The organism is Paenibacillus kribbensis (assembly GCF_001705305.1).
Classification (GTDB): domain Bacteria; phylum Bacillota; class Bacilli; order Paenibacillales; family Paenibacillaceae; genus Paenibacillus; species Paenibacillus kribbensis_B.
The window spans coordinates 388,993-413,800 of sequence record NZ_MCBP01000003.1 but is presented as its reverse complement, the minus strand read 5'-3'; the positions used below and the strand labels follow the sequence as shown (position 1 = coordinate 413,800).

Sequence of the window (24,808 nt, the reverse complement as noted above, 5' to 3'; positions counted from 1 at the left end):
AAATTTTTCGAAAATATTACAGAAATTTTTGAGAGAAGAACTAGCAGACAGGAAAATAAAGAGCGACATAAATTAAATAGTTACAAAGAGTGAAACAAAATTAAAAATTAGACGACCAAATAAGATTAGTCGCACTCATGTGAGTGCATGAAATGAAACTCTTTGGAATTGCAGAAAGAATTAAAATAATCTTCAGGACTCTTAAAAAAAGTTCAGTGGCTTAACATGTACAATTTGAATTACGCATAACCGTTGTTAACAAACATTTTGTAATGTATCCTTCCGAAGTTGATTAACATCACATAACATAATATTCAAGCTGCGGCTCCTGGCGGGGCCTCGGTCTGCGAGAAGGATTTCGAAGAGGAATTTCAGCAGACAGCCTCTTTGGGGTTCATGAATATAAAAAGCGTTGTATGTAATTCAAAATCCCCACCGACCTATTAAGGTTAGCGGGGATTTCGTTTTATTTTGAATATTCACTTACTTCAAACGTAAGAATACGATCATACAGCATATAATCCTTTCGGCTGCTGAATGGTCCTTTATTATTGTCGTGCTTATTAATGGCATATGAAGCTGATCCAGCTCCAGACTGTTTGCTCTCATACCAAGCGATAAAGTCGTTGACCTCTTTCATGCTCAGGTCAAACTCTTTTTCCAGACCAGTTGTCATAGTGACCACCAAAATTGCACGGTTGCCTGAGGGTTGCTCGGGGTCAGTTTGACCACCTCCTTGTGGAGTTGCAGATGCTTCATTGGAGTATTCAGAATCCACACCATTGACCTTAGCACTTACAACAAAGTAATATTTCGTTCCGTTAGTTAACTCTGGAATAACGAAGTTGCCATAGGAATCTTTTGTTGCTGTTACAGTTTCGATGTATTTACCTGATTCTGTTCCGTATTTTACTGTATAGCTTTCTGCATTCTCAACTTGATCCCATTTTAAAGTAACCTGACTGTCTCCAGAAGTGGCTGTCAATCCCTGAGTTTGGAATTTTCCAAGAGTTATCTCGCCTATGGCAATCCATGTATCAGAAGATTCAGCAGCAATTTTTATACCACTATACTTACCTGGTGTCACATCAAAAGGGGGTAAAATACTCGCTTGATTAAGCTTCTGTTCAACTTTAACTTTTTTGGCACTACTAATGGGAACCCAAGTTCCATTTACTTGACCATAAATTGTATAGTTAACATTAGATAGGTTGGGACTTACCACAACAGCTAATTGAACGTTTTTGAGAGTAATCGGTGCCGGGAAAATTAATTGCAAATACTCTGAGTAACCTTTACTATTCCAATATGTTTTTAGATCATTATCAAATGCATATTCTCCTGGCCTAGCATTGCTAATACTACTGACTTGTACTGCTGTTCCTTCAGGAGGTCTAACTCCTAACATTCCATCAACAGTTCTATTTTCATCTGCTGCATATACCATTGACCCACCAAATAAAAATAACAAACTGAACATTATTACCGCTTTTATAATATTATTCTTCACACTATTTTCCTCCTAGTATTGAACAGATTTTAAGATAATATGTTCCTTGTGACATGTTAAATATAAACTTGCTGGTCTATGAAAATAATCAAATATATTCATATTTCCAATCGCCCGTACTCGTAGCTCTAGCGGACTTTCCTTCTACATAAGCCTCGGCAAGAATGTACGCAATCACTGCACCAAATGCTCCGATCACCCCAGTTACCCGGATCACCGTGACGTTACTGGCCACAAGAGCAGTAAACAAGCTTGTTATCAGCGCAGCCAGCAGCACTCAAATCTTTCGGCTGTACAATTTGCGTTTCCAGTCTGTCATTATGCAGCACCTCCCTTCTTGAATATACCAGCCCGGTCGAGTAAAGTGACTATGCGGTAAAAGTCATAAGAGCCATCGTTTGCTGTGTCCAGCACTCCTGCAGCCTCGGCATTAATGCAGACCCCCAAATTCTCGGCTAATGATAATCCTCCACGACCAGTATAAAAATAGATTGCTGCCGTCCGGAAAATCGGTGACCCTGGTTGTAACCAATCGTCCAATCGTGCGGCCAGTCCTACGACCATCAGAACCGTAGCCTTACGGATGCCACCCAAAACATCACGTTGCTGTCCACTTTCTTATTTTTAATAGCTCCTGCAACTCCAGAAATATAATCTAACGCTATCAATATAAGCAGCACCTGCAGTGATTTATCCCATCCGCCCGAAAATGCAATTATCAGTCCGACAAGCGCAGACCAGCCCCCTGGCCGCTGCTTCCTTCCCTGATGTGCCTACATTGCGGCCCACATGATGCTGCCAAACATTTTTATTAGGCTCATTACTTGCTCCCCCTTTGCAAAATAAAACCCCCGATCACCCGGGGACATAAAAAAAGCGTATCCGATTGGATACGCTGATTACTCTTGCTCTGTTTGTTTTGCTGGCATGCCCCCCTTATCCTATTGCAAGCCATTTGTAAGCAGTGACCGTACCTTTAAAGCTAGCTGCTATATAACACCTGATCTCTCTCCATAGTACCATTGACCAGAGAACTCCAGGATTTGCTTCCGCTACCGCCACCTTTTTATAAAAGAAGAAAACAAAATGACCTTTGAGGAACTATCGGAAAAGTAGCTGAATCATTATAGAGTTCATGGAAAGCCTAAGAAGGATGGTACTATAGGATGAAGAGACTCTTAAAACTAGCTGGTCTTAATCCTGATCTCACCCCGCATTCACTTCGTCACACCCACACGTCGCTATTAGGTGAAGCTGAAGTTTCTCTCGCATAAATCATGCAACGGAAAGGACATGCAATGACGAGATAACACGCAGAATATACCTTCATATAACTAAGCCAAAAAGAAAGAGGCTGCTCAAAAGTTCAGCGAACTAATGAGAGCCTCAAAAAAATCTGATCAGTGTTAACAAATCGTTAACAAATCATTGTAACAATCCCCTAAACCCTTGCTGTAACAAGGGTTTTCAGGCCCTTTGTTACATCATGCCGCCCATTCCACCCATGCCGCCCATATCAGGCATTGCAGCCTTTTCTGGTTCTGGCTTGTCAGCGATAACTGCTTCGGTAGTCAGGAACATTGCTGCTACGGATGCAGCGTTTTGCAATGCATAACGAGTTACTTTCGCAGGGTCAACGATACCTGCGTCGATCATGTTTACCCACTCACCAGTAGCTGCGTTGAAACCAACGCCAACTTCTTCGCGTTTCAGACGCTCAACGATGACAGAACCTTCTTCACCTGCGTTAGCAGCGATCGTACGGATCGGAGCTTCCAAAGCGCGCAACACGATGTTTACGCCTGTTTGCTCGTCGCCTTGCAGTGCAACGGCTGCAACCGCATTGTATACGTTCAGGAGCGCTACACCGCCACCAGATACGATACCTTCTTCAACCGCAGCACGGGTTGCGTTCAGGGCATCTTCGATGCGCAGTTTGCGTTCTTTCAATTCTGTTTCAGTAGCCGCACCGACTTTGATTACTGCTACGCCGCCGGACAATTTAGCCAGACGCTCTTGCAGCTTCTCTTTGTCGAACTCGGAAGTGGTTTCTTCCAATTGTGTACGGATTTGGCTTACACGAGCGTCGATGTCGGCTTTGTTTCCAGCACCGTCAACCACAATCGTATTTTCTTTCGTGATACGCACTTGACGTGCAGTACCCAGTTGGTCTACGGAAGCTGTTTTCAGGTCCAGACCCAGTTCTTCCGTGATCACTTGACCGCCTGTCAGGGCAGCGATATCTTGCAGCATTGCTTTGCGACGGTCACCAAAGCCTGGAGCTTTAACAGCTACAGCGTTGAATGTACCACGCAGTTTGTTGACAACCAGCATCGCCAGCGCTTCGCCTTCGATGTCTTCAGCGATCAGGACGAGCGGCTTGCCTTGTTGTACGATTTTTTCAAGCAATGGCAGGATTTCTTGTGTGTTCGTGATTTTCTTGTCTGTGATCAAGATATACGGATTGTCCAGTACAGCTTCCATTTTGTCCGTATCTGTAATCATGTACGGGGAAATGTAGCCACGGTCAAATTGCATACCTTCAACGACTTCCAGCTCTGTTGCAAAACCGCGGGATTCTTCAACTGTGATGACACCGTCTTTACCCACTTTTTCCATAGCTTCAGCGATCAGTTCGCCTACTTCATCGTCAGCAGCGGAAATTCCGGCTACTTGTGCAATGGATTGTTTGCTTTCGATTGGTTTGGAGATGGATTGCAGTTCAGCAACAGCCGCTTTAACCGCTTTGTCGATCCCTTTGCGGATACCGATTGGGCTTGCGCCAGCAGTTACGTTTTTCAAACCTTCTGTGATGAGGGCTTGAGCCAAAACCGTAGCTGTAGTTGTACCGTCACCAGCTACATCGTTGGTTTTGGTTGCTACTTCTTTAACCAGTTGAGCACCCATATTTTCGAATGCGTCTTCCAGCTCGATTTCTTTTGCAATCGTTACACCGTCATTGGTGATGAGCGGGCTACCGAATTTTTTCTCAAGTACAACGTTGCGGCCTTTCGGACCGAGTGTTACTTTAACAGCGTTAGCCAATGCATCTACCCCGCGCAGCATGGAGCGGCGAGCGTCTTCACTGAATTTAATGTCTTTAGCCATTTGTGTAAAACCTCCCTATGGATTATGAATGATTTGTTCGATTCCTATATTCAGGTCCTGTCCGGATTCCGGTTAACCGATGATCGCGTGGATATCGCTTTCTTTCATAATCAAATATTCTTTACCTTCATATTTGATTTCCGTTCCAGCGTATTTAGAGAAAATGACACGGTCGCCTTCTTTTACTTCCAGAGGAATACGGGCACCGTCTTTCAATGCGCCTGCGCCAACCGCGATAATTTTGCCTTCTTGCGGCTTTTCCTTGGCAGAGTCAGGAAGTACGATTCCGAAGGAAGTCGTTGTCTCTTGCTCAATTGCTTCCACCAATACGCGTTCACCCAAAGGTTTGATCATGAAAAAATAGCCTCCTTATTAAGTGTTTTATTCTTTAATTCGGTTGTTATGCTGTATGTATTAGCACTCGACAGTCGTCAGTGCTAACAACCAACTTTATGATACTCAACTTGAGATTGAATTTCAAGTCCCTAATGTATTTTTTATGGGAATTTTTACGGACAGCCCTTCTCGATTATTTCCATCTGACTTAAAAATAACCGTTGTCCGGGGCGAATGCTTATTTTGAAGGCAGTCCAACCGCTGCTTTTCATGATCTGCAAGTTGCCATTTTAGCTACAGGACCTGAAAAAATCATTTTACCAAGCCCGTTCAGGTCCTGCCTCACTATTCATGTACTACACGCATTTGGGCCTCCCGTTCCTCCTGTGCACGCAGTTGCCTGCGATACACGACCGATGACAAGTACACGCTCACTTCATATAGCACCAGCAACGGGATCGCCACCAAAAAATCGGATATAAAATCCGGCGGGGTAATGACAACCGCGACGAACACAAGCAGAAAATAAGAAATCTTCCGCCATTTGCGAAGCCGCATCGGAGTTAAAACATGAATCCCCGTCAGAAACATGATTAGCAACGGGAGTTCAAATAAGAGCGCCACAGGCAGCACAATATTAAACATAAAGGTGAAATACTGCGAGATACCGTACGTTTCATGCAATCCCATGCTTTTGGTGACAGACGACGTAAACTGAATCGCCATCGGGAAAATAATGAAATAGGCAAAAGCTGTACCCATGATGAACAGCAGCAGCACATATGGCACATAACGTAACGTCGCACTCCGCTCCTGCGGCCGCAATCCAGGGCTGACAAACTTCCATAGCTGATAACATGCAAACGGCAGCGCCACTGCAATCCCGATGATCATAGCAATCTTCATGTAGATACCGATCCCGTCCCAAAAGGAAAATGCATTCAGCTGAAAAGCTTGTGCCGAACCGGAGCGAATAAGCCAGTCATAGACAGGCCCCGCCGCGAACAAGCCGCCAACCAGCGCCAGGACAAATACAATCAGCACATAAATAATTCTGCGACGAAGCTCGCCCAGATGCTCCATTAGCGACATTTCTTGCTCTGATGGGGCCAAGCCCACTCCTCCCTTCCGAACGGAACGCTGTACTGTAGCAACCCTAAAAAATAAAGCCCTTCCCTGAAGAAGAGGCTCATGTTCATAAATTTACGACAACCGTTTATCCTCAGGCTGAGGCTGAACTTCTGAAGACGTCGGCTGGGATGCTTGAACCACACTATCTTTGACGCCTTTACGTTCCGTCCGTTCGTCTTCGGACAAAATATCGCGTGCCCCATTTTTAAACTCACGGAATGTACGGCCCACAGCTCGTCCCAACTCAGGCAGCTTGTTCGGGCCAAATAGCAGCAGGGCCAGAATAATCAACAAAATATAACCCGGTGCTCCAATATTGGGCATGTGCAGCAATCCTCCTTAATCAATCCTTACGGGTATCATACCACACACAAGTGCTGCCTTCTACCGGAACTGGCCTGTCACCATAAGAAGCGCCTCCGGGAGCTGATCCATAATAGCCGCCAAATTTTCATGCACACCTTTGGGCGTACCCGGTAAATTTACAATCAGTGTGCGCCCACGTATTCCCACAATTCCTCGGAATAGCATAGCCGCCGGATTTTTCTGCATCACGCTCATTCTCATCGCTTCCGCCATACCTGGCACTTCCCGTTCCACGACCCGCCGAGTTGCCTCGGGTGTCACATCACGGATTGCCAGCTCGGTTCCGCCCGTAGTCAGTACCAGGTCTGCATGAAAATAATCGGTCATTTCGATTAAAGCCGCAATAATTTCATCCGGTTCATCGGGAACGATCCGGTACTCTACAATTTCTCCGCCCAGTTCTTCTTCGACGAGCTCCCGGATGACCTGTGCGCTTGTATCCTCACGCTCTCCTCTTGCCCCTTTATCACTGGCTGTCAGGATCGCCGTTTTCCACACCATAAGATCACCCTTCTCCTATCATGAAAGAATACTTTCTCTTCTGAAAATCAGAAACAGCCACGCTGCATCCTCCATCACATCACAGTACCCTCTCGGCGACAATGTTATCTATGTCAAGGTTCCCGGTGGTCCTCCCTTTGAAAATCCCCATGCTTGCCGCCTGTTTTGGATTGCAGCATGGTAGGGCCGATGATCATATCTTTTTGCAGCGCCTTGCACATATCATACACGGTTAACGCCGCGGCTGAAGCCGCTGTCAAAGCTTCCATTTCTACACCTGTCTTACCCTCGGTCTTCACTTCAACCTCAATATGGAGCACATCATATCCATTATCGGAAAAAGTAATATTTACGCCTGTCAGGGCCAGCGGATGACACATCGGAATCCAGTCCGACGTTTTTTTCGCGCCTTGAATCCCTGCGACCTGCGCTACAGCAAGAACATCGCCCTTGCCGATTCTTCCTTCTTTCACAGCCGTCAATGTAGCCGGATTCATCGTAATTTGTGTCACGGCGACTGCTGTACGAACTGTAGACGCTTTGCCCGAAATATCCACCATACGGGCCCGTCCCTGTTCGTTAAAATGAGTAAAGGAATCCACGACTCCCTCACAGCTCCTTTCACATACCAGATACTTCGTTTCATTGGCCATTTGTCAGTTTTGCATAATCACAATCGAAAGACCCTTCCGTGGTAAAAAGAACGTCCACTCTCAAATCTCCAGGCTCCATGGGTACCCGCTTCAGCAATTGTCCCGGCAGCAGCAGCGAGACATAAAGCGGACCTGTGCAGCCGTTGTTACGCTTCCCTGCCTCTACCTGTGCGGTAAAGCGGTCATAGTAGCCCCCGCCGTAGCCGATTCTGCCTCCCAGGCGATCAAAGGCCAAGCCGGGTACAACAACCCAGTCGATTTGTGCCCACATTTCAGGGGACCATTCCTTGCATGTCGGTGCAGGCTCAGGAATGTCCCAAATGCCGGGCACGATATCTCCGTGCTGATCCATCTCTCTTAGCTCCATGGTCCGGGTTGCCGGGTTCACTCGCGGAGCCAGAACACGATCCCCCTGTGACCAGCAATGCTCAATGAGGGGAGCTGTCGAAATCTCGCTGCCGAATGAGAGATAGCTGAATAACGTTAGCTTGTCTCCGTTTCTGTTTATTCTAAGCTGCTCCCATGCCTCGATTGCATGCCGACAGGCCACAGCCGATGCTTCCTGCCTTGTCAACGGGTCCATGGAGTCCCGCGCTTCCCGTTGTTGCAGACGCAGCGCGTTCTTCACACTACAGATATCCACATATCCGCCCTCCCGCACAATCGTCGATAATGCTTCAAAACGTTACAATAATCCATTTGAGTTCATTTGTCAGTAAGTGCTGTATGTTGCAAGTTTCTTTCATTCTTTTTCAGTCCTCATTTAAGTTTATCATTGTTTATACAAATTGACTACACGTGGCTCAAGGGTTTACGAGGCAAGAGCAGTGCAATAGTGGGTATTTTCATGTAAACTGGAAGGAAGGCACCTGCAGGGAAAGCAGGGAAACTGTGCAAAATGTAATGGAGGAACGATACGCGATGCTATTGCAAGTAACCGGAATTACAAAATCCTATGGAATTGAGCCCGTTCTGGACGGGATTAACCTTCAAATATTGGAACGTGAGCGCATTGGACTGGTAGGTGTGAACGGTGCAGGCAAATCGACCCTGCTCAAAATCATCGCTGGTGAAATATCCTATGACAGTGGACAAATTTTTAAAGCGAAGGAGACCAGCATCGGTTATCTGGCACAAAACAGCGGATTGAATTCCGACCGATCGATCTGGGGAGAAATGATGCTGGTATTCGCTCCGCTGATTGAAGCGGAACAGGAGCTGCGGCAAATGGAGCAGGAAATCGCTGACCCGGCCAATGCGCAGGACGAAAAGCGCTATGCTGATCTGCTGGAACGCTATGCACGACGGTCAGACTGGTTCAAGGATCACGGCGGCTATGAAATGGAGACCCGTATTCGCAGCGTGCTGCATGGTATGGGCTTTGGTTCATTTGCACCGGAGACGCCTGTAGCTACACTGAGCGGCGGACAGAAAACACGTCTCGCGCTGGCACGCATTCTGCTGCTCGCTCCGGACGTGCTTATGCTCGATGAGCCGACCAACTATCTCGATATCCAGACATTGACCTGGCTGGAGGACTATTTGCGCGGCTATTCCGGCTCTCTGCTGGTCGTATCACATGACCGATATTTTCTGGATCGGCTGGTAACAACGATTATTGAAATCGAACGCCACCGCTCCACCCGCTATACAGGCAACTACAGCCGCTATATGGAATTGAAGGCTGCCGAGTACGAAACGAATCTCAAGCATTACGAGAAGCAACAAGAGGAAATCGCCCGTATGGAGGCATTTATACAACGCAATATCGTGAGAGCCTCCACAACCAAACGTGCCCAAAGCCGCCGCAAGCAGCTGGATAAAATGGAGCGTATGGATCGACCTATGGGCGATTTGAAAAAAGCTCATTTTTCCTTCGAAACAGCCTTTATGTCGGGTAAGGAAGTGTTGGAGGTACGCGACCTCTCCGTTGCGTATGAGGGTAAAAAGCCTTTGTTCCAGCATGCAGCCTTCGACTTAAAGCGTGGAGATACGGTGGCACTGATTGGTCCGAACGGGATCGGAAAATCGACGCTGCTCAAGTGCCTGACCGGATCGCTAAAGCCTGCTGCCGGCTCCATTCACTGGGGCACGAAAATTAAAATCGGCCTATATGATCAGGAGCAGACGAATCTGAACCCGGCCAATACCGTGCTGGAGGAGCTGTGGAGCGAGTACCCTCATATGGAGGAAGCACGGATTCGTACGGTACTGGGGAATTTTCTGTTCAGCGGTGACGATGTACTGAAAAAGATATCTACATTAAGCGGCGGGGAAAAAGCCCGTGTATCTCTGGCCAAGCTGATGCTTCGCGAAGCCAATGTGCTGATTCTCGATGAGCCTACCAACCATCTGGATCTGTTCAGCAAGGAAGTGCTGGAGGCTGCTTTGATGGACTATGACGGCACGCTGCTATTCATTTCCCATGACCGTTATTTTCTGAATAAAATGGCGGAGCGTGTCATTGAGCTTCATCCCGAAGGGATACAACATTTCCTGGGGAATTATGATGACTATGTAGCCAAAAAACAGGAGCTGGAGGAGATAGCGCAGGAAGCTCTGGAGGCAGGTCAGACCACTCGCAGCAAAACATCGGCTGCCTCTGCATCCGTAACAGACGAGACCTCACCTAAATCACGCGCGGCTACCTATGCGGCAGACAAACAAGCCAGGAGCGAGGAACGCAGCCGTCAGCGTAAGCTGGAAGCCCTGGAAAACCAAATCAAAGCACTGGAGGAGCAAATTGTAGGGCTGGAGGAGCAAATGACCCTGCCAGAGATTTATCAGGACTATGAAGCGCTTCAGGAAATTCAGGCACAACTCGACAACCATAAACAGGAATTGGCTCAAACCTATGCGTCTTGGGAAGAACTGTTAGAGTATTAAAGCTACTGCATAAAATCTTAGCCCTAGAAATTTCACATTTGCCTCTCCCTTCTTTTTGTACACAGGGATATCCACAGCTTATGTGCATGAACGATATTGAAAAATGGCCTTTTGGGCCATTTTTTTATTGTTAAAAAGCCATCTTCAAATGAAAACCAAATTTATCCACTCTTTTATCCACATTATCCACAGATTCCACAACAGCTAGAGGTACAAAATATCCCCTATCTTGCTATCTCCAAAAAGTCTTAGCCTGCTTGCTTCGAGTATGATTATCCACATTTTCAACGGCATATGTGGATAACTTTGTTCACAACTTGACAAATCAGAGCATTGTTCGAGGAGTATTAAAATCTCTGAGTTTTTTGATGAATCATGAAAAAACATGTACGATGATGACGAACCATGCGGGAGGATAAAATGCTATCATTGGTCAGCTCAAACTCCTTTAATTATACCTATTGAATTTTTATTCTTTTTATATTAAGGAGGATGGAACAAAAAAGACACGACCTCAACTGTGCCGTGTCTTGCTCATTCTTGTTCAATTAAGATTGGACAGACCATTCCTCCAGAGACAGCCCTGGATCTGCCTTCATGTCCAATGAAGTAAATTCCCCGCGCTTCCACTTGGCATAGGCCGCAGCACCGATCATGGCTGCATTGTCTGTACAATATTTCATGGACGGTACAAGCAGCTCGATTCCTTCACGCTCGCAGCGCTCACGCAATGCTGTACGCAGTCCGCGATTGGCGGCGACACCGCCACAGAGCAGAAGCTGCTGTGCACGGTATTCACGCATGGCACGAATCGCTTTTTCCACCAGCACCTCGACTACCGACTCTTGAAAGCCTCTTGCGATAGCTCCGGCTTGAACGGTTTCTCCGCGCATTTTCGTCTGGTTGATCACATTCAGCACCGCAGATTTCAAACCGCTAAAGCTGAAATCATAAGAATCCGGCTCCAGCCAGGCACGGGGCAAAGTAACGACCTCCTCTGATTCATGGGCCACACGATCCACATGCGGACCCCCGGGATACGGAAATCCAATGGCTCGCGCTACTTTATCATAGGCTTCCCCGACCGCATCATCCCTTGTCCGACCAATGAGTTGAAAATGGCCTTCGGACTCCATCAGCACCAGCTCCGTATGTCCTCCTGATACCACAAGTGCGATGCACGGATATACAATATCATGCTCCAGCTGATTGGCATAAATATGTCCCGCAATATGATGCGTCCCGATCAACGGCTTGCCGAACGCCATGGCGGCGCTCTTGGCGGCGACAATACCAACCAGTAATGCGCCGACCAGCCCCGGCCCTTGTGTCACGGCAACTGCCGAAAGCTCGCGGGGCGTAATTCCAGATGCTTGCATCGCTTCGTCCAGCATGTATGTAATGCTCTCCACATGCTTGCGCGATGCCACCTCTGGCACCACTCCGCCAAAGGCTTTGTGTGTTTCAATCTGGCTGGAAATCAGATTTGAAAGTACCTCTGTACCATTTTTCACGACGGAAACAGCCGTCTCATCACAACTCGTTTCCACGGCCAGTATATAGCAAGGCTCGCCGGAGGCGGTGCCTGTACCTGCTTTTTCCTCTTGCGTCATTGCTCCTGCACGCTTCCTTCCTGTTTATCAGATGCCTTATGCGCGGGAAGATCCGCCCACATGATCACGGCATCCTCGTTATTATCCGAATAATAGCCTTTGCGGACACCTGCGGGCTTAAACCCTTTTTTCTCATACAAGCCCTGAGCGATCCGATTCGTTACCCGTACCTCCAGCGTCATACGTTCCATCCCTAAATATGAGGCGGTCTGCATCAGCTCATCCAACAGCTTGTCCCCAAGCTTGCGCCCGCGAAAAGCTTCACGAACCGCAATATTCGTAATATGAGCCTCATCCATAATCGTCCACATGCCCGCGTAGCCGATAGCTTGTCCGTTCAGTTCCATAATCATATATTTGGCAAAATGATTCATCGTCAGCTCATTGCGGAATGCTTCTTCCGTCCACGGCAGCGTGAACGCCTCATGCTCAATCTCCAGCACATCGGGAATATCATCCAGCTGCATCAAGCGAAACTCAAGCTTCTCTTCCCGTTGTATGTTCTTTGCCATGTTGTTCACCGCTCTCTTTAGCGCTGACGAAGCAGATTGGCTTCCGCCTCCGCCAGCTGGGTATAATTCGGAACCAGCGTATGTAGCTCGTCATGCTCCTGACGAAGCAGCTTATCCGCCCCAAGGCGGCCTGCCCATCTTCCTTCCAGCTCATAAGGTACGATCCGAAGCTCGCTCCATGCACGCAGGCCTTCGGCTGTTTCGGCGTGAATCGCTGTCTCACCGACCAGCCAAATAGCTGCAGGCCGCTCTTCAGAAGGCAAAGCCTCCAGCCGTTGCAGCAGGTCCTCGGTCCAGGTGGACATCAGCCGGATCGCATCCGGCTCCAGCCGCTGCGGGCTATCGGTGCCGTCAGCTGTATTCACGGCGAACAGCCCCGTGTAAACCTGTCCACGGCGCGCATCCAGCACAGGCACAATCCAGTCTGCTGCCTTCGCTCCGGCTGGACTTTCACTCATCGACTCACCTTTCCCTGCTTGCTCCTGCGTCACGACACCACGATTCCACCCTCCCCACGCCAAAGCGTGCAAAGTGGATATGGATGTCACCGGGACGTCCCAGGCCCAAGCGAGGGTTTTGGCAGCAGTCACCGCAATCCGGATACCGGTGTAAGAACCCGGTCCGACACCGACTGCAATACCGTCCACATCATCGCGCGTCAATCCTGCTTCGCTCAGGAGCCGTTCCAGCTCGGTAATGACATGCACCGAGTGATTTCGTTCGCCATACACATTGCTTTCTCCCAGCAGCTCTCTTCCGTTCATCAGAGCGGCTGCCATCACGGTCGTCGCTGTATCTAACACCAAAAACCGCTCACGCGGCTTTACATTCTCATCTGTATGCTCTCTTTGCATGGTTCAAACTCCATTCTCCCGCAAATTGCGGCACCATTGTTCATAAGGCTCGCCATACCCGGTTAGATGAATCAAGCGATCCCCCACATCCGTCGTTTCTATATACATATGAAGTCGCTGCTCCGGCAATATATCCGGTATAATACTACCCCATTCCACCAGACATACTCCTGTTCCGTAAAAATATTCATCCAGCCCGAGGTCCTCTGCCTCATCCTGTGAAATACGGTACACATCCATATGGTACAAGGGCAAACGGCCCTCGTACTCCTTGATTAGCGTAAAGGTTGGGCTGTTCACAATACCCGGGACACCCAAATGGCTGGCAAAAGCTTTGGAAAAGGCAGTTTTACCTGCTCCCAGATCTCCGTCCAGCACAATCACCGTTCCGGGAACGGCTTGGGCTGCCAAAAAACCAGCCAATGCCCCGGTCTGCGCCTCTGCGACAGAACGGAACGTAAACTGTTCCTGCGAAATTGTCATATATTTTAATCACCTTTCGTCCACAACGGACCGTTCCAACTTGTTCTTTATTATATAGTTCACCTTATGTCGCCGCAAGGCATGAAGACATGCTATTGTATGTTAAGGAAGACACACAAGGAGGGAATCGAAACGATGGGACAAAACGTTTTACTCTTGATTGATGTTCAGCAGGCTATGTTTATGTATGATGAGAAGCTGTATCGTGAGCAGGAAGTTGTAGCGAATTTGCAGCAGCTTTTGACCAGAGCCAGAGCTGCAGGCACACCGGTGATTTTTGTGCAGCATACCGATGAAGCGGATGAGGACTTCCGGGAAAACAGTGCAGGCTGGCCCATCGCCGACGTGGTGCGTCCTCTTTCCCATGAACGAATTGTCCGGAAATCTTCCTGGGACAGCTTTTACCAAACTGAATTGCAGCAAGTGCTCCAGGAATTAGGGGCCGATCGGCTCGTAATCGCGGGGATGCAAACCGAGTTTTGCCTCGACACGACTTGCCGAAGTGCCTATAGTCTGGGATATCAGAACAATGTGCTTGTATCAGATGCGCATAGTACATTTGATAGCAAAGTGCTAAGCGGGGAACAAATTGTAGCTCATCACAATGCGGTGCTCGGTAATCGTTTTGTGCGTTTGCTTGCGACGGCAGATGTACATTTTGTGTGAGCTTGACCATCATAAAAAAATAGCCCCAGTTTGCCGTCAGGCGAATGTGGATGACAGATATCACTTATATCCTCACCGATGAAGGATGACTCTACCTGTCTTACACCATTCGGATCGCGGAAGTCAGTATGCAGCTCATGATGAGCGGCTAGAACAAAAGGTTATCCTGCAACAGCCCTTTTCAACTGTTGCAGGATAACCTTTGTCATATAGCTCCGCTGTTACATATGAATGATATCAGGTAAGACATCAGTTCAAGGAATCCACGAGATTCTTAACTTGTGGGTGGAGGTTCAATGCATTTAGAACAATCGTTAGAGCCTCCGCACGTGTGGCATTGCCATGTGGATCAAATGCGCCATTGCTCTTGCCATTGATAATACCCGCTTCTGCGACATTCTTAATTGCGTTCGTTGCATAGGAGCTTGCAATGGATATATCTGTAAAGTTACCTTTGGAATCATCTTTATCCACACCACCCAAGTTCACAATACGGGATAGGATGATAGCCATTTCTTCGCGGCTAATCGTTTGGTTCGGTTTGAATGTTCCGTCGCCATAACCACCAAGTACCCCTGCACTAGCGAGCTTCTCAATAGCTTCCTTAGCCCAGTGACTGCTAATATCACTCATATCAGCGGAATGATCAGCACTGCCGCTGATATCGAATACACGAGAGATAAGCATTGCGAACTCCGCACGTGTGATATTGCCATTAGGTTTGAACTGTCCATCCCCATAGCCTTTGATAACCTGCAGTTTCATGAACGTATCAATCGCCTTCTCAGCCCAGTGACCTTTAATGTCAGCCAATTCAATCTTGGCATTAGCTTCCTTGGCTTCTGCAACCTTGGACTCGATAGCCTTAACTGAGCTTGCTACATTAACAATGCTGCTCTTGAATACATCAACAGTAGGCTGCGCAGGTTCAGGGTTCGATGCCGGAGCAGGCAACGTGGTCTGTGTTGACGATATAGTCGATGTAGAAGATGCAGATGATGTATCCGTTACTGATTTATCTCTCTTTCTAGATGGCGCTGTTGGCGTGACTTCCTTGGAGACAGCGGAAGCTGCACTGCTACCTGCACCATTTTCAGCTTTCACTGTAAACGTATACGTGGTGCCATTGGACAGCCCCGTTACCGTGATCGGGCTTGCCGTCCCTATTGCGGTGATATTCCCTGGTGAGGCCGTGACCTCGTAGCGTGTTATTGGGCTTCCTCCGTTTTCGACAGGGATATTGAAGCTGACAGTCGCTTGTCTATCACCTGCTGTTACAGTTACATCCGTTGGCGATGACGAAACGGTTTTGGGCGTTTCGCTCACTTCATTGGAAGCAGCGCTTTCTCCTCCCGGGTTCGTTGCTTTGACGACAAAATAGTATGTGGTGCCATTCGTCAAGCCTGTTACATCATAGCTGTATACCGAACCGCTTACCGTGGTTTCTTCTGACCCATAAGCCCCGGAAGTCGTACTTTTGAATATTTTGTACCCCGTGGAACCGATCACCGGATTCCAAGCAAGGCTTACTTGCGAATCGCCCGCTGTGGCAGGCAGCAGTACTGGCACTCCAGGCGCTGAAACTTGAGGCGTTGCACTCGCTTCATTGGAGTTATCGCTGTTGCCTCCTGCGTTGCTTGCCTTGACTACAAAAAAATACGTCACACCGTTCGTTAAACCTGTTTCCGTGTAGCTGTAGGTCGCCCCGCTCACGGTCGCAACCGGGGTTGACCCGTAGGACCCCAATGTTGTTCCTTTGTAAACATCGTAGGTGACTGCTCCTGAAACACTGTTCCAGCCTAAAGTCACTTGTCCGTTACCAGCTGTCGCTGTGAGTCCTCCTGGTGCCGCAGGCGGGTTAATATGTGGCTTTGCGCTCACTTCATTCGAGGCAGAGCTATCCCCGTGTTCGTTGCTGGACCTAACCGCAAAGTAATAAGTTGTACCGTTGGTCAGTCCTGTTACTGTTGTAGTTGTGCCGTTGACTGTCGCAACCGGAACTGCATCGTATATACCTGGCGATGTTCCTTGATACACTTTATAGCTCGTTGCATCCAATACGCTGCTCCAGTTTAACGTTACTTGCTCATCACTTGCTATAGCTGCAACGTCGGTTGGCGCATCCAGCGTGGTATTGTATAGTTGGAATTCTGTAATGTCAGGATATAAAGACCACGAATTAATCGTAACCTTCACATATCTTGCACTGACAACTCGAGGCAATGTTTTATTGATAGTTACATCAGTATTTCCAGATACTGTATCCACTACAGTCCAAGTTGAATCATCATTGCTTGTTTCTAATGTGATCGCACTGTTGTACCGACCTGACAATGTCTGTACCATATAACTATTAAATTGTGTTACTGAGCCTAAGTCAACCTTGAGCCACGGAGAACCGCTTGCGGATGAAGGTCCCCACTCACTAAGTGGATTACCGTCGACTGCATTACTTGGAAAAGCATTAGAATAGGGCCATATACTGCTAGCTGTTGCCGTTTTATTCAATGCCAAGTTCGTAGCGGCTGCATGTGCAGGGGTCATACCTGCCAGAAGAAATAATACCGTTAACAAAGAAATACACCGTTTAAACATCTACTTCTTTCACTCGCCTCTCGTTATATTCTATGATGACTTCATACGAGTTTTGAAACGCTCGATTTGCCTGAACTCCCAACCGTATCGGTTGATTCACTCCCCCATATCGCCTCTCCCTCCCGTTGCAATGCATTTTATCAAACCGTTCTCACAAAATTCTCACAAAACCACGAATGCTATCGATAAAACAAAAAAGAGGCTATCCCCGATAGATTTTTCTACTGGGAATAACCATCGGCTAGTTGTGCCTAGCTTGGGTAGGCGCACAAAAACAAAAGAGCCAAGTGCAAAATACACTTGGCCCTTTTATTGAGAGAAACGGTATTAGTTAAATGAATCCAACAGCGTCTTCAATTGCGGGTTGAGATTCAGCGCATTCAGGATGATCTGCAGAGCTTCTGCACGTGTGGAGTTGCTCTTGGTATCAAACTTTCCATCTGCTCTGCCGCTGATGATACCTGCTTGTGCTTCAGCTTTGATCTCGTTTGCTGCATAAGAACCCTCCAGATCAACGAAATTGCCTTTGGTGGTATCTTTCGATACGTTGTTAAGGTTTAAGATGCGGGATAAAAGGACAACCATTTCCTCCCGGGTAATCGTTTTATCCGGCTTGAATGTACCGTCCTCATATCCGCTGATTACCCCTGCCTCTACAAGTTTCTTGATTGCGTCTTTTGCCCAGTGACTACCAACGTCCTTCAATGCAACACTAGCATTGTTGCCACCTTGGATATCGAACACGCTGCTCAGAATCACTGCGAATTCAGCGCGTGTAATCTTACCATCCGGCTTGAACTTACCATCGCTGTAACCTTCAATTACATGCAGCTTTACGAAAGTAGCGATAGTCTTTTCAGCCCAGTGCCCTTTAGTGTCCGAAAGAGTTACTGTAACCGGAGTTTTTTTAGCTTCCTGAATCCGATTCTCAATGTTCTTAATAACATTGATGTCACCCTTCACTACATCTGACTTGAACACATCCTTTGCAGCATCAGGTATCGGAGTAGTAGTCAGTGCAGAAGCTGGTACAGGAGTCTGTACAGGTGCAGGAGTCAGATTAGTGTCAGTTGTAGTAGAACTACCACCACGGCTAGAAGAACGTTTGTCGATCGTTATGACTTTCATTCCCACAACACCTGATCCATCATGAGCAACTGCCTGAATTGTAATCGTACCAGCTTGAGTTGCAACGAGTACACCATCAGCATTGATCGTTGCTTCCCCTGTACCAGCAATTACCGACCAGCTAAAGGTTTTATCCGTTGCATTGTCAGGAGTTACATTTGCCCTAAATTGAAGAGAGTCTCCAACGGACATTGTTCCACTAGCGCCCGACACTGTGATAGCAGTAACCAACTGTGGAGCCCGTGTGACATTGACCGTATAGCTTTTCGTCGTTCCATCCTGTGCAATCACTACAAAGCTAATGATATTTGACCCCAAACTTAGACTAATCGGATTGTTAACCGGAGTCCCATTGAGCTGAAAAGCAGCCGTCGCGTGGCTATCAGTAGTTGTATACGTAGCTGTGGTGACAGAAACATCGTTAGGCACAGTTGCAGTGTAGGCGTACACATTTTCACTTACCGTTTGATCGAGCGTAATGCCGCTTAAATTCAGCGAGCTTAAGGCAGCACTATTTGAACCAGCTCGTGTAACAGTTACCGTATAGCTTCTCGTCGTTCCATCCTGTGCAGTCACTACAAGGCTAATGATATTTGACCCCAAACTTAGACTAATTGGATTGTTGACTGGGGTACCATTGAGCTGTAAAGCAGTCGTCGCATGGCTATCAGTAGTTGTATACGTAGCCGTGGTGACCGAAACATCGTTAGGCACAGTTGCAGTGTAGGCATACACACTTCCGGTTACCGTTTGGTCAAGCGTAATATCGCTTAAATTCAGCGAGCTTAGTGTGGCATCCGAAGAAGCAGGAGGATTCTGGCCAGAGGCCATAGCTGTAGAAACCATGAAAGTCCCCACCATAAACGGACCATTACTTAAAGCTATTGTATTAATTACCTGATTATCAGATGTTCTGATTACGCTCATATTGTCGCTGCCGTAATTGACCGTAAAGGCTCTACTACCATCGCTCGAGACACCGATCACATAGGGATAAGAACCAACCGCAACGGTGCTTTCCACTGTATTATTAGTTGTATTGATAACAGAAACAGTGTTAGCGCCACTATTAGCCACGTAAACTCTGCTCCCGTCGGGAGACACCTCAGTAGCCGAAGGCATGCTGCCCACAGCTACAGTTGCTTCCACCGTGTTGTCCACAACGTTGATGACAGAAACTGTTTTGTTCCCTTGATTGGCTACATAAATCTTGGTACCCGCAGGATTAACCGAAAGACCATACGGGCTGGTTCCCACCGTAATTTGACTGGTAATCGTATCGTTGGTAAAATCCACGACTGCTACTTTGTTAGCGCCAGACTGAGTCAGATAAAGCTTCTGGCCTGCCACTACCATTGCTACAGGACGTGATAATACACTTATTGTACCCGTAACTGTAAGCGTTGCTGTATTGATTACTGACAGTGTGTTGCCGCTCATATTAGCTACATAAGCTTTGCTGCCATCCGAGTTAAAGGCTACTCCATGAGGTTGTGAACCCACTGTTATTGTGCCAACCACCGTATCAGTAGCCGGATTAATCACCGAAACAGTTCCACTCGCTCTGTTTGTAACAAAAACCTGGGTACCGTTCGGGTTGAACGCTGCGCTATTAGGCTCACTCCCGACCGTAATTTTGCCCAATTCCACCGTACCGCTTTCCAAATTCACCACATCAACTTTGCCAGTATTGAAGCTTGTAATATAGGCTTTCTTTAATATGTCAGTAGTAGCCGCAGAAGCGGCATTAAAATTACCTAACAAAGTTGAAATCATACATAGAATAGCTACCACTGCCGCAAGCTTTATTTTTTCTTTTCTAAACATTTTTTCCTCCTGATCACTATATATATTACTACCGTCGCTATTTACATGTTGCTGCCCGTCCTCATCTAGTTTTCCATAGCTCCCGACAGTTCACTTAAATCACTCCCCCATATCGCCTCTCCCTCCCGTTGCAATGCATTTTATCAAACCGTTCTCACAAAATTCTCACAAAACCACGAATGCTGTCGATAAAACAAAAAAGAGGCTATCCCCGATAGATTTTTCTACTGGGAATAACCACTTTCTTATTAATCCAGTATTCAGTTTTCGTCGAGCCCTACTCCAAATATGAGGCCTTCTGGCTTCTCAGCTCCTGCGGCGGCTCCAGCCCCAGCTCCTTGCGATAAGAAGCCTCGAACTGCGCGTAATGCCTGACGATTTTCTCCTTGTCCCCGCTGCTTGCATAGATGCTCAGTAAAGTTTGATTCATCTCCTCATTCAGGGGGTACACGGTCAAATACGAATCAATCTTCTGCTCCGCCTTTTTCCAATCCTCCCTGACGAGATAATGCTGGATCAAACTGCGTACAAGCGCTGTGTACTGTTTGCAGAATATGGCCTCCAGCGGAGCTTTCCAGAAGTAATCCTTTCTCTCCAGCAGCGGACCTTTGTAGAGCGAACATAGATGTTCTGTTTGTATCACATCCTGAAACCCTTCCGCAAGAGAAAAGTCGTACCGCCCATATTCCAGCACATCGTATGTTCGATCCGATGGTTCCAGCATGTATCCTTCGTTCGTTTTCTGAATCTCCATGCCGATTTCTTGTTCTTTCAAAAGTTTCTTTAAACGATACATCGTATTATGCAAATTATGCGACGCACGGTCCTCGCTCATATCCGGCCACAACAAATCCGCCAACCGCCACTTGTTGAGATTCTGACCCGGATGGCAGAGGAAATAAGCGAATAGTTCCTCCGTCTTGCGTGTCGGAAAGCGGATTAGCGATCCCTCCCGATTTCGAACCTCGAATCCTCCGAAGCACCGAATTGAGGCAAGCCCCACCGGCTGTTCAGCATAGACGACAGGCCGATGCAGCTTGACCAACCGGTTCGCGACCCGCTCGATCGCCCCAGGTGTCACGGGCTTCAAAATATAGTCGAAGGCATAAACCTTGAATGCATCCAGCGCATAATGCTGATAAGCCGTCGTGAAGATGATTTTTGTCTGCTCCGACGCTTCGTTGATATTTTCTGCGAGTTCCAGCCCGTTCATCTTTGGCATTTCCACATCGAGGAAAGCAACATCTGGCCGAAGCTCAGGCAGGCTGTCCAGCGCCTCAAGCGAGCTTGTAAAAGCACCTATGATCGTAAAATACGGGTTTTGCCCGATGATGTGTTTCATTAAATTCAAAATCGGTATTTCGTCCTCCACAATGACCGCATTAAACAACCTCGCTCCTCCTTCGTTTACCCGATCCGGCCACTTTGTTATTCCTTACAGGCAAATACATCGTTATTTTAGTTCCTATTCCCACATCGGAGCTGATGTTTAGCGTTGCCCCTTGCAGAGAGTCCAGACGCTTGCGGATATTATGGATGCCGATGCCGCAATCCTGCAGATTTCCTTGGGACATGCGGTGCAGTAGATCATTCGGTATGCCGACACCGTTGTCTTCGACTACCACCCGGATGTAACCATCCTCCTCATTGATCACAATCGTCACCTTGCCGTGTCCTTCCTTCTCGAACAAACCGTGCCGAATCGCATTCTCGACAAAAGGCTGGATGCATAAAGAAGGAATTTCCAAATGCTTTATACGGTTATCGTAGTGAACGTCATAGTCGAACCTCTCTCCGAAACGGGCTTTCTCAATCTCAACATACGCCTCGATCAACTCCATTTCCTGGTAGAGAGGAACGAACAGCGTGGAAGAATCCATGTCCAGGATGTAGCGCAAGTACTGACTGAGCATCGATAACAAGTACGCAGCTTTTTCCCCGTCCGTATAGCAAAATGAAATAACACTGCTCAAGGCGTTGTAGAGAAAATGCGGTTTAATCTGTGCTTGATGGAACGCCTGCTCATTGCGAATCGCTTCTTGGAGCGATGTTTTCACAGCGATCAGGGTCTGGATTCTGGCAATGAGCGTTTCCGCCTCAAACGGCTTGGTCAAATAATCGTTCGCCCCGGCCCTGAAGCCGAGCGCAATGTCTTGGGGCGTATCCTTAACTGTTGCGAATAAAATGGGCAGGTCGAGAATGGAGTAGCTGCTTCGCAGTCTCTGACACAACTCAATACCTGATATCCCCGGCATCATCACATCGAGAATGACAAGATCAACTTGCGGGTACTCTTCTATTTTCTCCAATGCTTCTTTTGCCGAGAAAGTGGTGACGACATTATAGCGATGCCGTTTCAAAATATTCAACAAGGTGTGGATATTGGAGGCTTCATCATCAACAATCATTACGGTATGCTCGTGTCCATCCCAAATATTCAGCTCCTGATCCTTATCGGTATATCGCTGCTGTTCTTCCAACGCATATGTCGTTTCACGATTATCCGGTACTTGAACTGCGCTTGGCAATGTAAACATCATGCGCGTGCCTAGACCGACCTCCGACCAATCCACCCGAATTTCTCCACCCATCCGTTCGACCAACTTGCGGCTAATGTACAAACCAACGCCCATTCCTGTATATCCATCCTTAGGCAGCGGCCCATCGAGTTGCTCAAAATATTCGAAAATTACAGCATGTTTATCCTTAGGAATCCCTGTTCCGGTATCCTCGACAGAAATCGTAACAGTTCCTTTGGCAACGCTCGATACCACCTTGATCGACCCTTTGTCTGTATGCTTTATGGCATTGCTGACCAGATTGTACATGATTTGACGCAGCCGATTCTCATCCGCTTGCACCCAGACGTCGGAACCGACTTGATTATCCAGTCGCACATTTTTGCCCAAAAGTTCAAATTGCAGCACGTCGAATACAATCTGTGTTACCATTCTGGCATTCACAGCGGTCGGATGCAGACTCAGTTCCCCGTGCCTCAAACGGGTAACATCGACTAAATCGTGAATGAGCATGGACAGCTTGATAGATGTATCCTTGATCAGCAAAAGATTCCGTTTTTGCTTCGACGACAGATTTCTTTCCTCATCATCCAGCAAATAAGACGTCATATTCAGAATCCCATGCAGTGGAGTCTTGAGCTCGTGGGACGTATTCATCAAAAATTCGTCCTTGAGCTGATTGGAGATCTTCAGTTGATCTGAAAGGAGCTCCGTCTTCTCATAAGCATTTGAGAATCGAACCACGAGCAGGATATTCATGATGATGATGAAACAAACTACTCCGAGTTTTCCCAGCAGATCGGTCGAAACCATATTCTCCGAATAGAGGCTTCCGTCCACCAGAAAGATCATCATCGAAACGCTTCCGCCAATAAACAGCATTAATTCCTTCCGATCGGATGAGCCGCCTTGGCTTTGAATGTACAGATACGCCATTCTGCCAATAATGTATAGGATAACGATGACTAAGTAAAGAAAGAAAACGTATTTTACTTGGATATGCACACGGTAAGGCAGCACGACAACCGCCGCAATATATAGGGCTAACGGAGTCAGTATCAGCTTCATCATCCGAGACGACATGAGGCGGGCTTCAACTGAACTGAAAAACAGGATGAGCACCACAGCGCCGACAAATTCGCTTACATCCAGCAGCTTGTAAGCAATGTCAAAAGGGAGGCCAGGCAGTACCCTCTGTAAAATCTTTTCGCCAAAAAGTGCTTTTTCCAATAAAAGCAGCAGCAAATACAGCCCGCTGAGCCAATATGTTTTCTCTCTTCGCCCTAGCAGCCAGAAGCTGAGATGATACACACCAAACATGCCAAGAATAAATATAATTCCGATATCGGTGCCGATCTGTATACTGTTTAGCTTCGTCACATCTTCAGCCAATCCGAACGGGATCGAGCCAGCAATACCACCGGTGACAAATACGTAGTTAGATACTTGAATCACAATTTCGATTTCTTTGGTATCCGTGTGGAAAAACGCACTGTAAGGCGTATTTCCGGGCTGATGCGCCTTGATATCTACTGCTGGGCGCCCACTCTCGCCTTCTAACTTGCCGTTAATGAACAATCGATGGGAAAGGCGAATACTCCTTATTTTTAAACCTAAAACCTCATCCGTATCTTTAATCAGCACTTTCAACCGATACGTACCATACCCTGTTCGGTTCATACCGCCATTCGTTGATTTTCCTTTCCACGTGCCAGGTACGGATAAATACGAGACTTCCTTACGCGTTCCTTCGCGAAAATCGGCAGGCTCCAGTAATTCGCCTTCATAAAATTCCCACTCTCCATCCAGATTGACCCATCCCTGCTTGTGAAAATCCCAATTCGACAAATCCAGCACTCCCCGCTTCACAGGCGGCATGTCCTGATTGGGTATCGTTTGGGAATAAATAGCGACGAACAACGCAATGGAGAGCGAAAAGATCAAGCCAATTCCGATGGCTTTGCGGTAATGCCCCCTTTTAATACATAGCTCCCCCTCAGAATCAATTCAACACTATTTATTCTATCATTATGCACTTCACGAAAAAATCAGTAGATTGGTATCAGTGACCCATTTTTTTTATGACTTCCATCAAAAATTAGCTCATTAGATTACCAAAA

The 24,808-nt window shown here is 47.3% G+C and carries 18 protein-coding genes and 5 pseudogenes; 3 read left to right on the top strand and 20 right to left on the bottom strand.

Translation table 11 applies throughout. From position 1 onward, the window contains the following. Positions 1-466: 466 nt before the first annotated feature. The 3 genes and pseudogenes from BAZ21_RS07800 to BAZ21_RS28895 all read right to left on the bottom strand — a co-directional run bounded on the left by BAZ21_RS07800 (position 467) and on the right by BAZ21_RS28895 (position 2,190). Positions 467-1,510 (bottom strand): fibronectin type III domain-containing protein, encoded by a 1,044-nt coding sequence (locus BAZ21_RS07800; RefSeq protein WP_068498723.1) that lies wholly within the window; start codon positions 1,508-1,510, stop codon positions 467-469. Positions 1,511-1,598: 88 nt separating this feature from the next. Then, the gene (locus BAZ21_RS07795; RefSeq protein ID WP_256020100.1) at positions 1,599-1,787 is read right to left on the bottom strand and encodes a hypothetical protein; all 189 of its coding nucleotides are present in this window, start codon (positions 1,785-1,787) and stop codon (positions 1,599-1,601) included. A gap of 41 nt (positions 1,788-1,828) precedes the next feature. Next, a pseudogene (locus tag BAZ21_RS28895) lies at positions 1,829-2,190 on the bottom strand (phage holin family protein). Positions 2,191-2,673: 483 nt separating this feature from the next. Between BAZ21_RS28895 and BAZ21_RS29545 the strand changes: the two are divergent. Next, positions 2,674-2,920 (top strand): annotated as a pseudogene (locus BAZ21_RS29545) (tyrosine-type recombinase/integrase); the annotation flags it as partial. A 69-nt stretch (positions 2,921-2,989) separates the two neighbouring features. Here the strand turns inward: BAZ21_RS29545 and groL are convergent. The 7 genes from groL to BAZ21_RS07755 all read right to left on the bottom strand — a co-directional run bounded on the left by groL (position 2,990) and on the right by BAZ21_RS07755 (position 8,248). Then, a complete protein-coding gene (groL, locus tag BAZ21_RS07785) occupies positions 2,990-4,618 on the bottom strand; it encodes a chaperonin GroEL (protein ID WP_068498719.1) in 1,629 nt (542 codons plus the stop codon). A gap of 72 nt (positions 4,619-4,690) precedes the next feature. After that, positions 4,691-4,972 carry a co-chaperone GroES gene (groES, locus tag BAZ21_RS07780; protein ID WP_007429271.1) on the bottom strand — a complete coding sequence of 94 codons (282 nt, stop codon included), beginning with the start codon at positions 4,970-4,972 and terminating at the stop codon, positions 4,691-4,693. A gap of 327 nt (positions 4,973-5,299) precedes the next feature. Continuing rightward, positions 5,300-6,067: a twin-arginine translocase subunit TatC gene (gene tatC, locus BAZ21_RS07775; protein ID WP_068498718.1), complete on the bottom strand. Its 768-nt coding sequence runs from the start codon at positions 6,065-6,067 to the stop codon at positions 5,300-5,302. 90 nt (positions 6,068-6,157) lie between these two features. After that, positions 6,158-6,409, bottom strand: coding sequence for a twin-arginine translocase TatA/TatE family subunit (locus tag BAZ21_RS07770; RefSeq protein ID WP_068498715.1), 252 nt, complete (start codon positions 6,407-6,409; stop codon positions 6,158-6,160). Between the two features lie 60 nt (positions 6,410-6,469). Then, entirely contained in the window at positions 6,470-6,952 is a 483-nt protein-coding gene (locus BAZ21_RS07765) for a MogA/MoaB family molybdenum cofactor biosynthesis protein (protein ID WP_007429268.1), read from the bottom strand. A gap of 113 nt (positions 6,953-7,065) precedes the next feature. After that, on the bottom strand, positions 7,066-7,554 hold the full coding sequence (gene moaC / locus BAZ21_RS07760) for a cyclic pyranopterin monophosphate synthase MoaC (RefSeq protein ID WP_068499029.1): 489 nt from the start codon (positions 7,552-7,554) through the stop codon (positions 7,066-7,068). A gap of 40 nt (positions 7,555-7,594) precedes the next feature. After that, positions 7,595-8,248, bottom strand: a complete 654-nt coding sequence (locus BAZ21_RS07755; protein ID WP_068498713.1) for a 5-formyltetrahydrofolate cyclo-ligase — start codon at positions 8,246-8,248, stop codon at positions 7,595-7,597. A 278-nt stretch (positions 8,249-8,526) separates the two neighbouring features. Here BAZ21_RS07755 and BAZ21_RS07750 point away from each other — a divergent pair, with 278 nt between their 5' ends. Continuing rightward, the gene (locus BAZ21_RS07750) at positions 8,527-10,491 is read left to right on the top strand and encodes an ABC-F family ATP-binding cassette domain-containing protein (RefSeq protein ID WP_068498711.1); all 1,965 of its coding nucleotides are present in this window, start codon (positions 8,527-8,529) and stop codon (positions 10,489-10,491) included. 548 nt (positions 10,492-11,039) lie between these two features. On the opposite strand, the gene tsaD is transcribed toward BAZ21_RS07750, so the two are convergent. Genes tsaD through tsaE form a run of 4 tightly spaced genes read right to left on the bottom strand, consistent with a single transcriptional unit; the run spans position 11,040 to position 13,953 of the window. Continuing rightward, positions 11,040-12,104, bottom strand: coding sequence for a tRNA (adenosine(37)-N6)-threonylcarbamoyltransferase complex transferase subunit TsaD (tsaD, locus tag BAZ21_RS07745; protein WP_068498710.1), 1,065 nt, complete (start codon positions 12,102-12,104; stop codon positions 11,040-11,042). Further along, positions 12,101-12,616 (bottom strand): ribosomal protein S18-alanine N-acetyltransferase, encoded by a 516-nt coding sequence (gene rimI, locus BAZ21_RS07740; RefSeq protein ID WP_068498708.1) that lies wholly within the window; start codon positions 12,614-12,616, stop codon positions 12,101-12,103. Before rimI ends, tsaD begins: the two co-directional genes overlap by 4 nt. A 17-nt stretch (positions 12,617-12,633) precedes the next feature. Continuing rightward, positions 12,634-13,470, bottom strand: coding sequence for a tRNA (adenosine(37)-N6)-threonylcarbamoyltransferase complex dimerization subunit type 1 TsaB (gene tsaB / locus BAZ21_RS07735; protein WP_068498706.1), 837 nt, complete (start codon positions 13,468-13,470; stop codon positions 12,634-12,636). Between the two features lie 3 nt (positions 13,471-13,473). Further along, a complete protein-coding gene (tsaE, locus tag BAZ21_RS07730) occupies positions 13,474-13,953 on the bottom strand; it encodes a tRNA (adenosine(37)-N6)-threonylcarbamoyltransferase complex ATPase subunit type 1 TsaE (RefSeq protein WP_068498704.1) in 480 nt (159 codons plus the stop codon). A gap of 135 nt (positions 13,954-14,088) precedes the next feature. Here tsaE and BAZ21_RS07725 point away from each other — a divergent pair, with 135 nt between their 5' ends. Next, positions 14,089-14,619: a cysteine hydrolase family protein gene (locus tag BAZ21_RS07725; RefSeq protein ID WP_068498702.1), complete on the top strand. Its 531-nt coding sequence runs from the start codon at positions 14,089-14,091 to the stop codon at positions 14,617-14,619. Positions 14,620-14,868: 249 nt separating this feature from the next. On the opposite strand, the gene BAZ21_RS07720 is transcribed toward BAZ21_RS07725, so the two are convergent. From BAZ21_RS07720 to BAZ21_RS07705, 6 genes and pseudogenes are all read right to left on the bottom strand, one after another. Next, positions 14,869-17,193, bottom strand: a complete 2,325-nt coding sequence (locus tag BAZ21_RS07720; RefSeq protein ID WP_256020095.1) for an S-layer homology domain-containing protein — start codon at positions 17,191-17,193, stop codon at positions 14,869-14,871. Positions 17,194-17,541: 348 nt separating this feature from the next. Beyond that, positions 17,542-17,721, bottom strand: a pseudogene (locus tag BAZ21_RS30375) (S-layer homology domain-containing protein); the annotation flags it as partial. Between the two features lie 74 nt (positions 17,722-17,795). Beyond that, positions 17,796-17,877 (bottom strand): annotated as a pseudogene (locus tag BAZ21_RS30370) (S-layer homology domain-containing protein); the annotation flags it as partial. 108 nt (positions 17,878-17,985) lie between these two features. Then, positions 17,986-20,118 (bottom strand): annotated as a pseudogene (locus tag BAZ21_RS07715) (cadherin-like beta sandwich domain-containing protein); the annotation flags it as partial. 328 nt (positions 20,119-20,446) lie between these two features. Then, positions 20,447-21,559, bottom strand: coding sequence for a response regulator (locus BAZ21_RS07710; protein WP_068498696.1), 1,113 nt, complete (start codon positions 21,557-21,559; stop codon positions 20,447-20,449). Continuing rightward, on the bottom strand, positions 21,552-24,695 hold the full coding sequence (locus BAZ21_RS07705; protein ID WP_068498694.1) for a hybrid sensor histidine kinase/response regulator: 3,144 nt from the start codon (positions 24,693-24,695) through the stop codon (positions 21,552-21,554). The genes BAZ21_RS07710 and BAZ21_RS07705 overlap by 8 nt, the downstream gene beginning before the upstream one ends. Between the last annotated feature and the right edge of the window lie 113 nt (positions 24,696-24,808).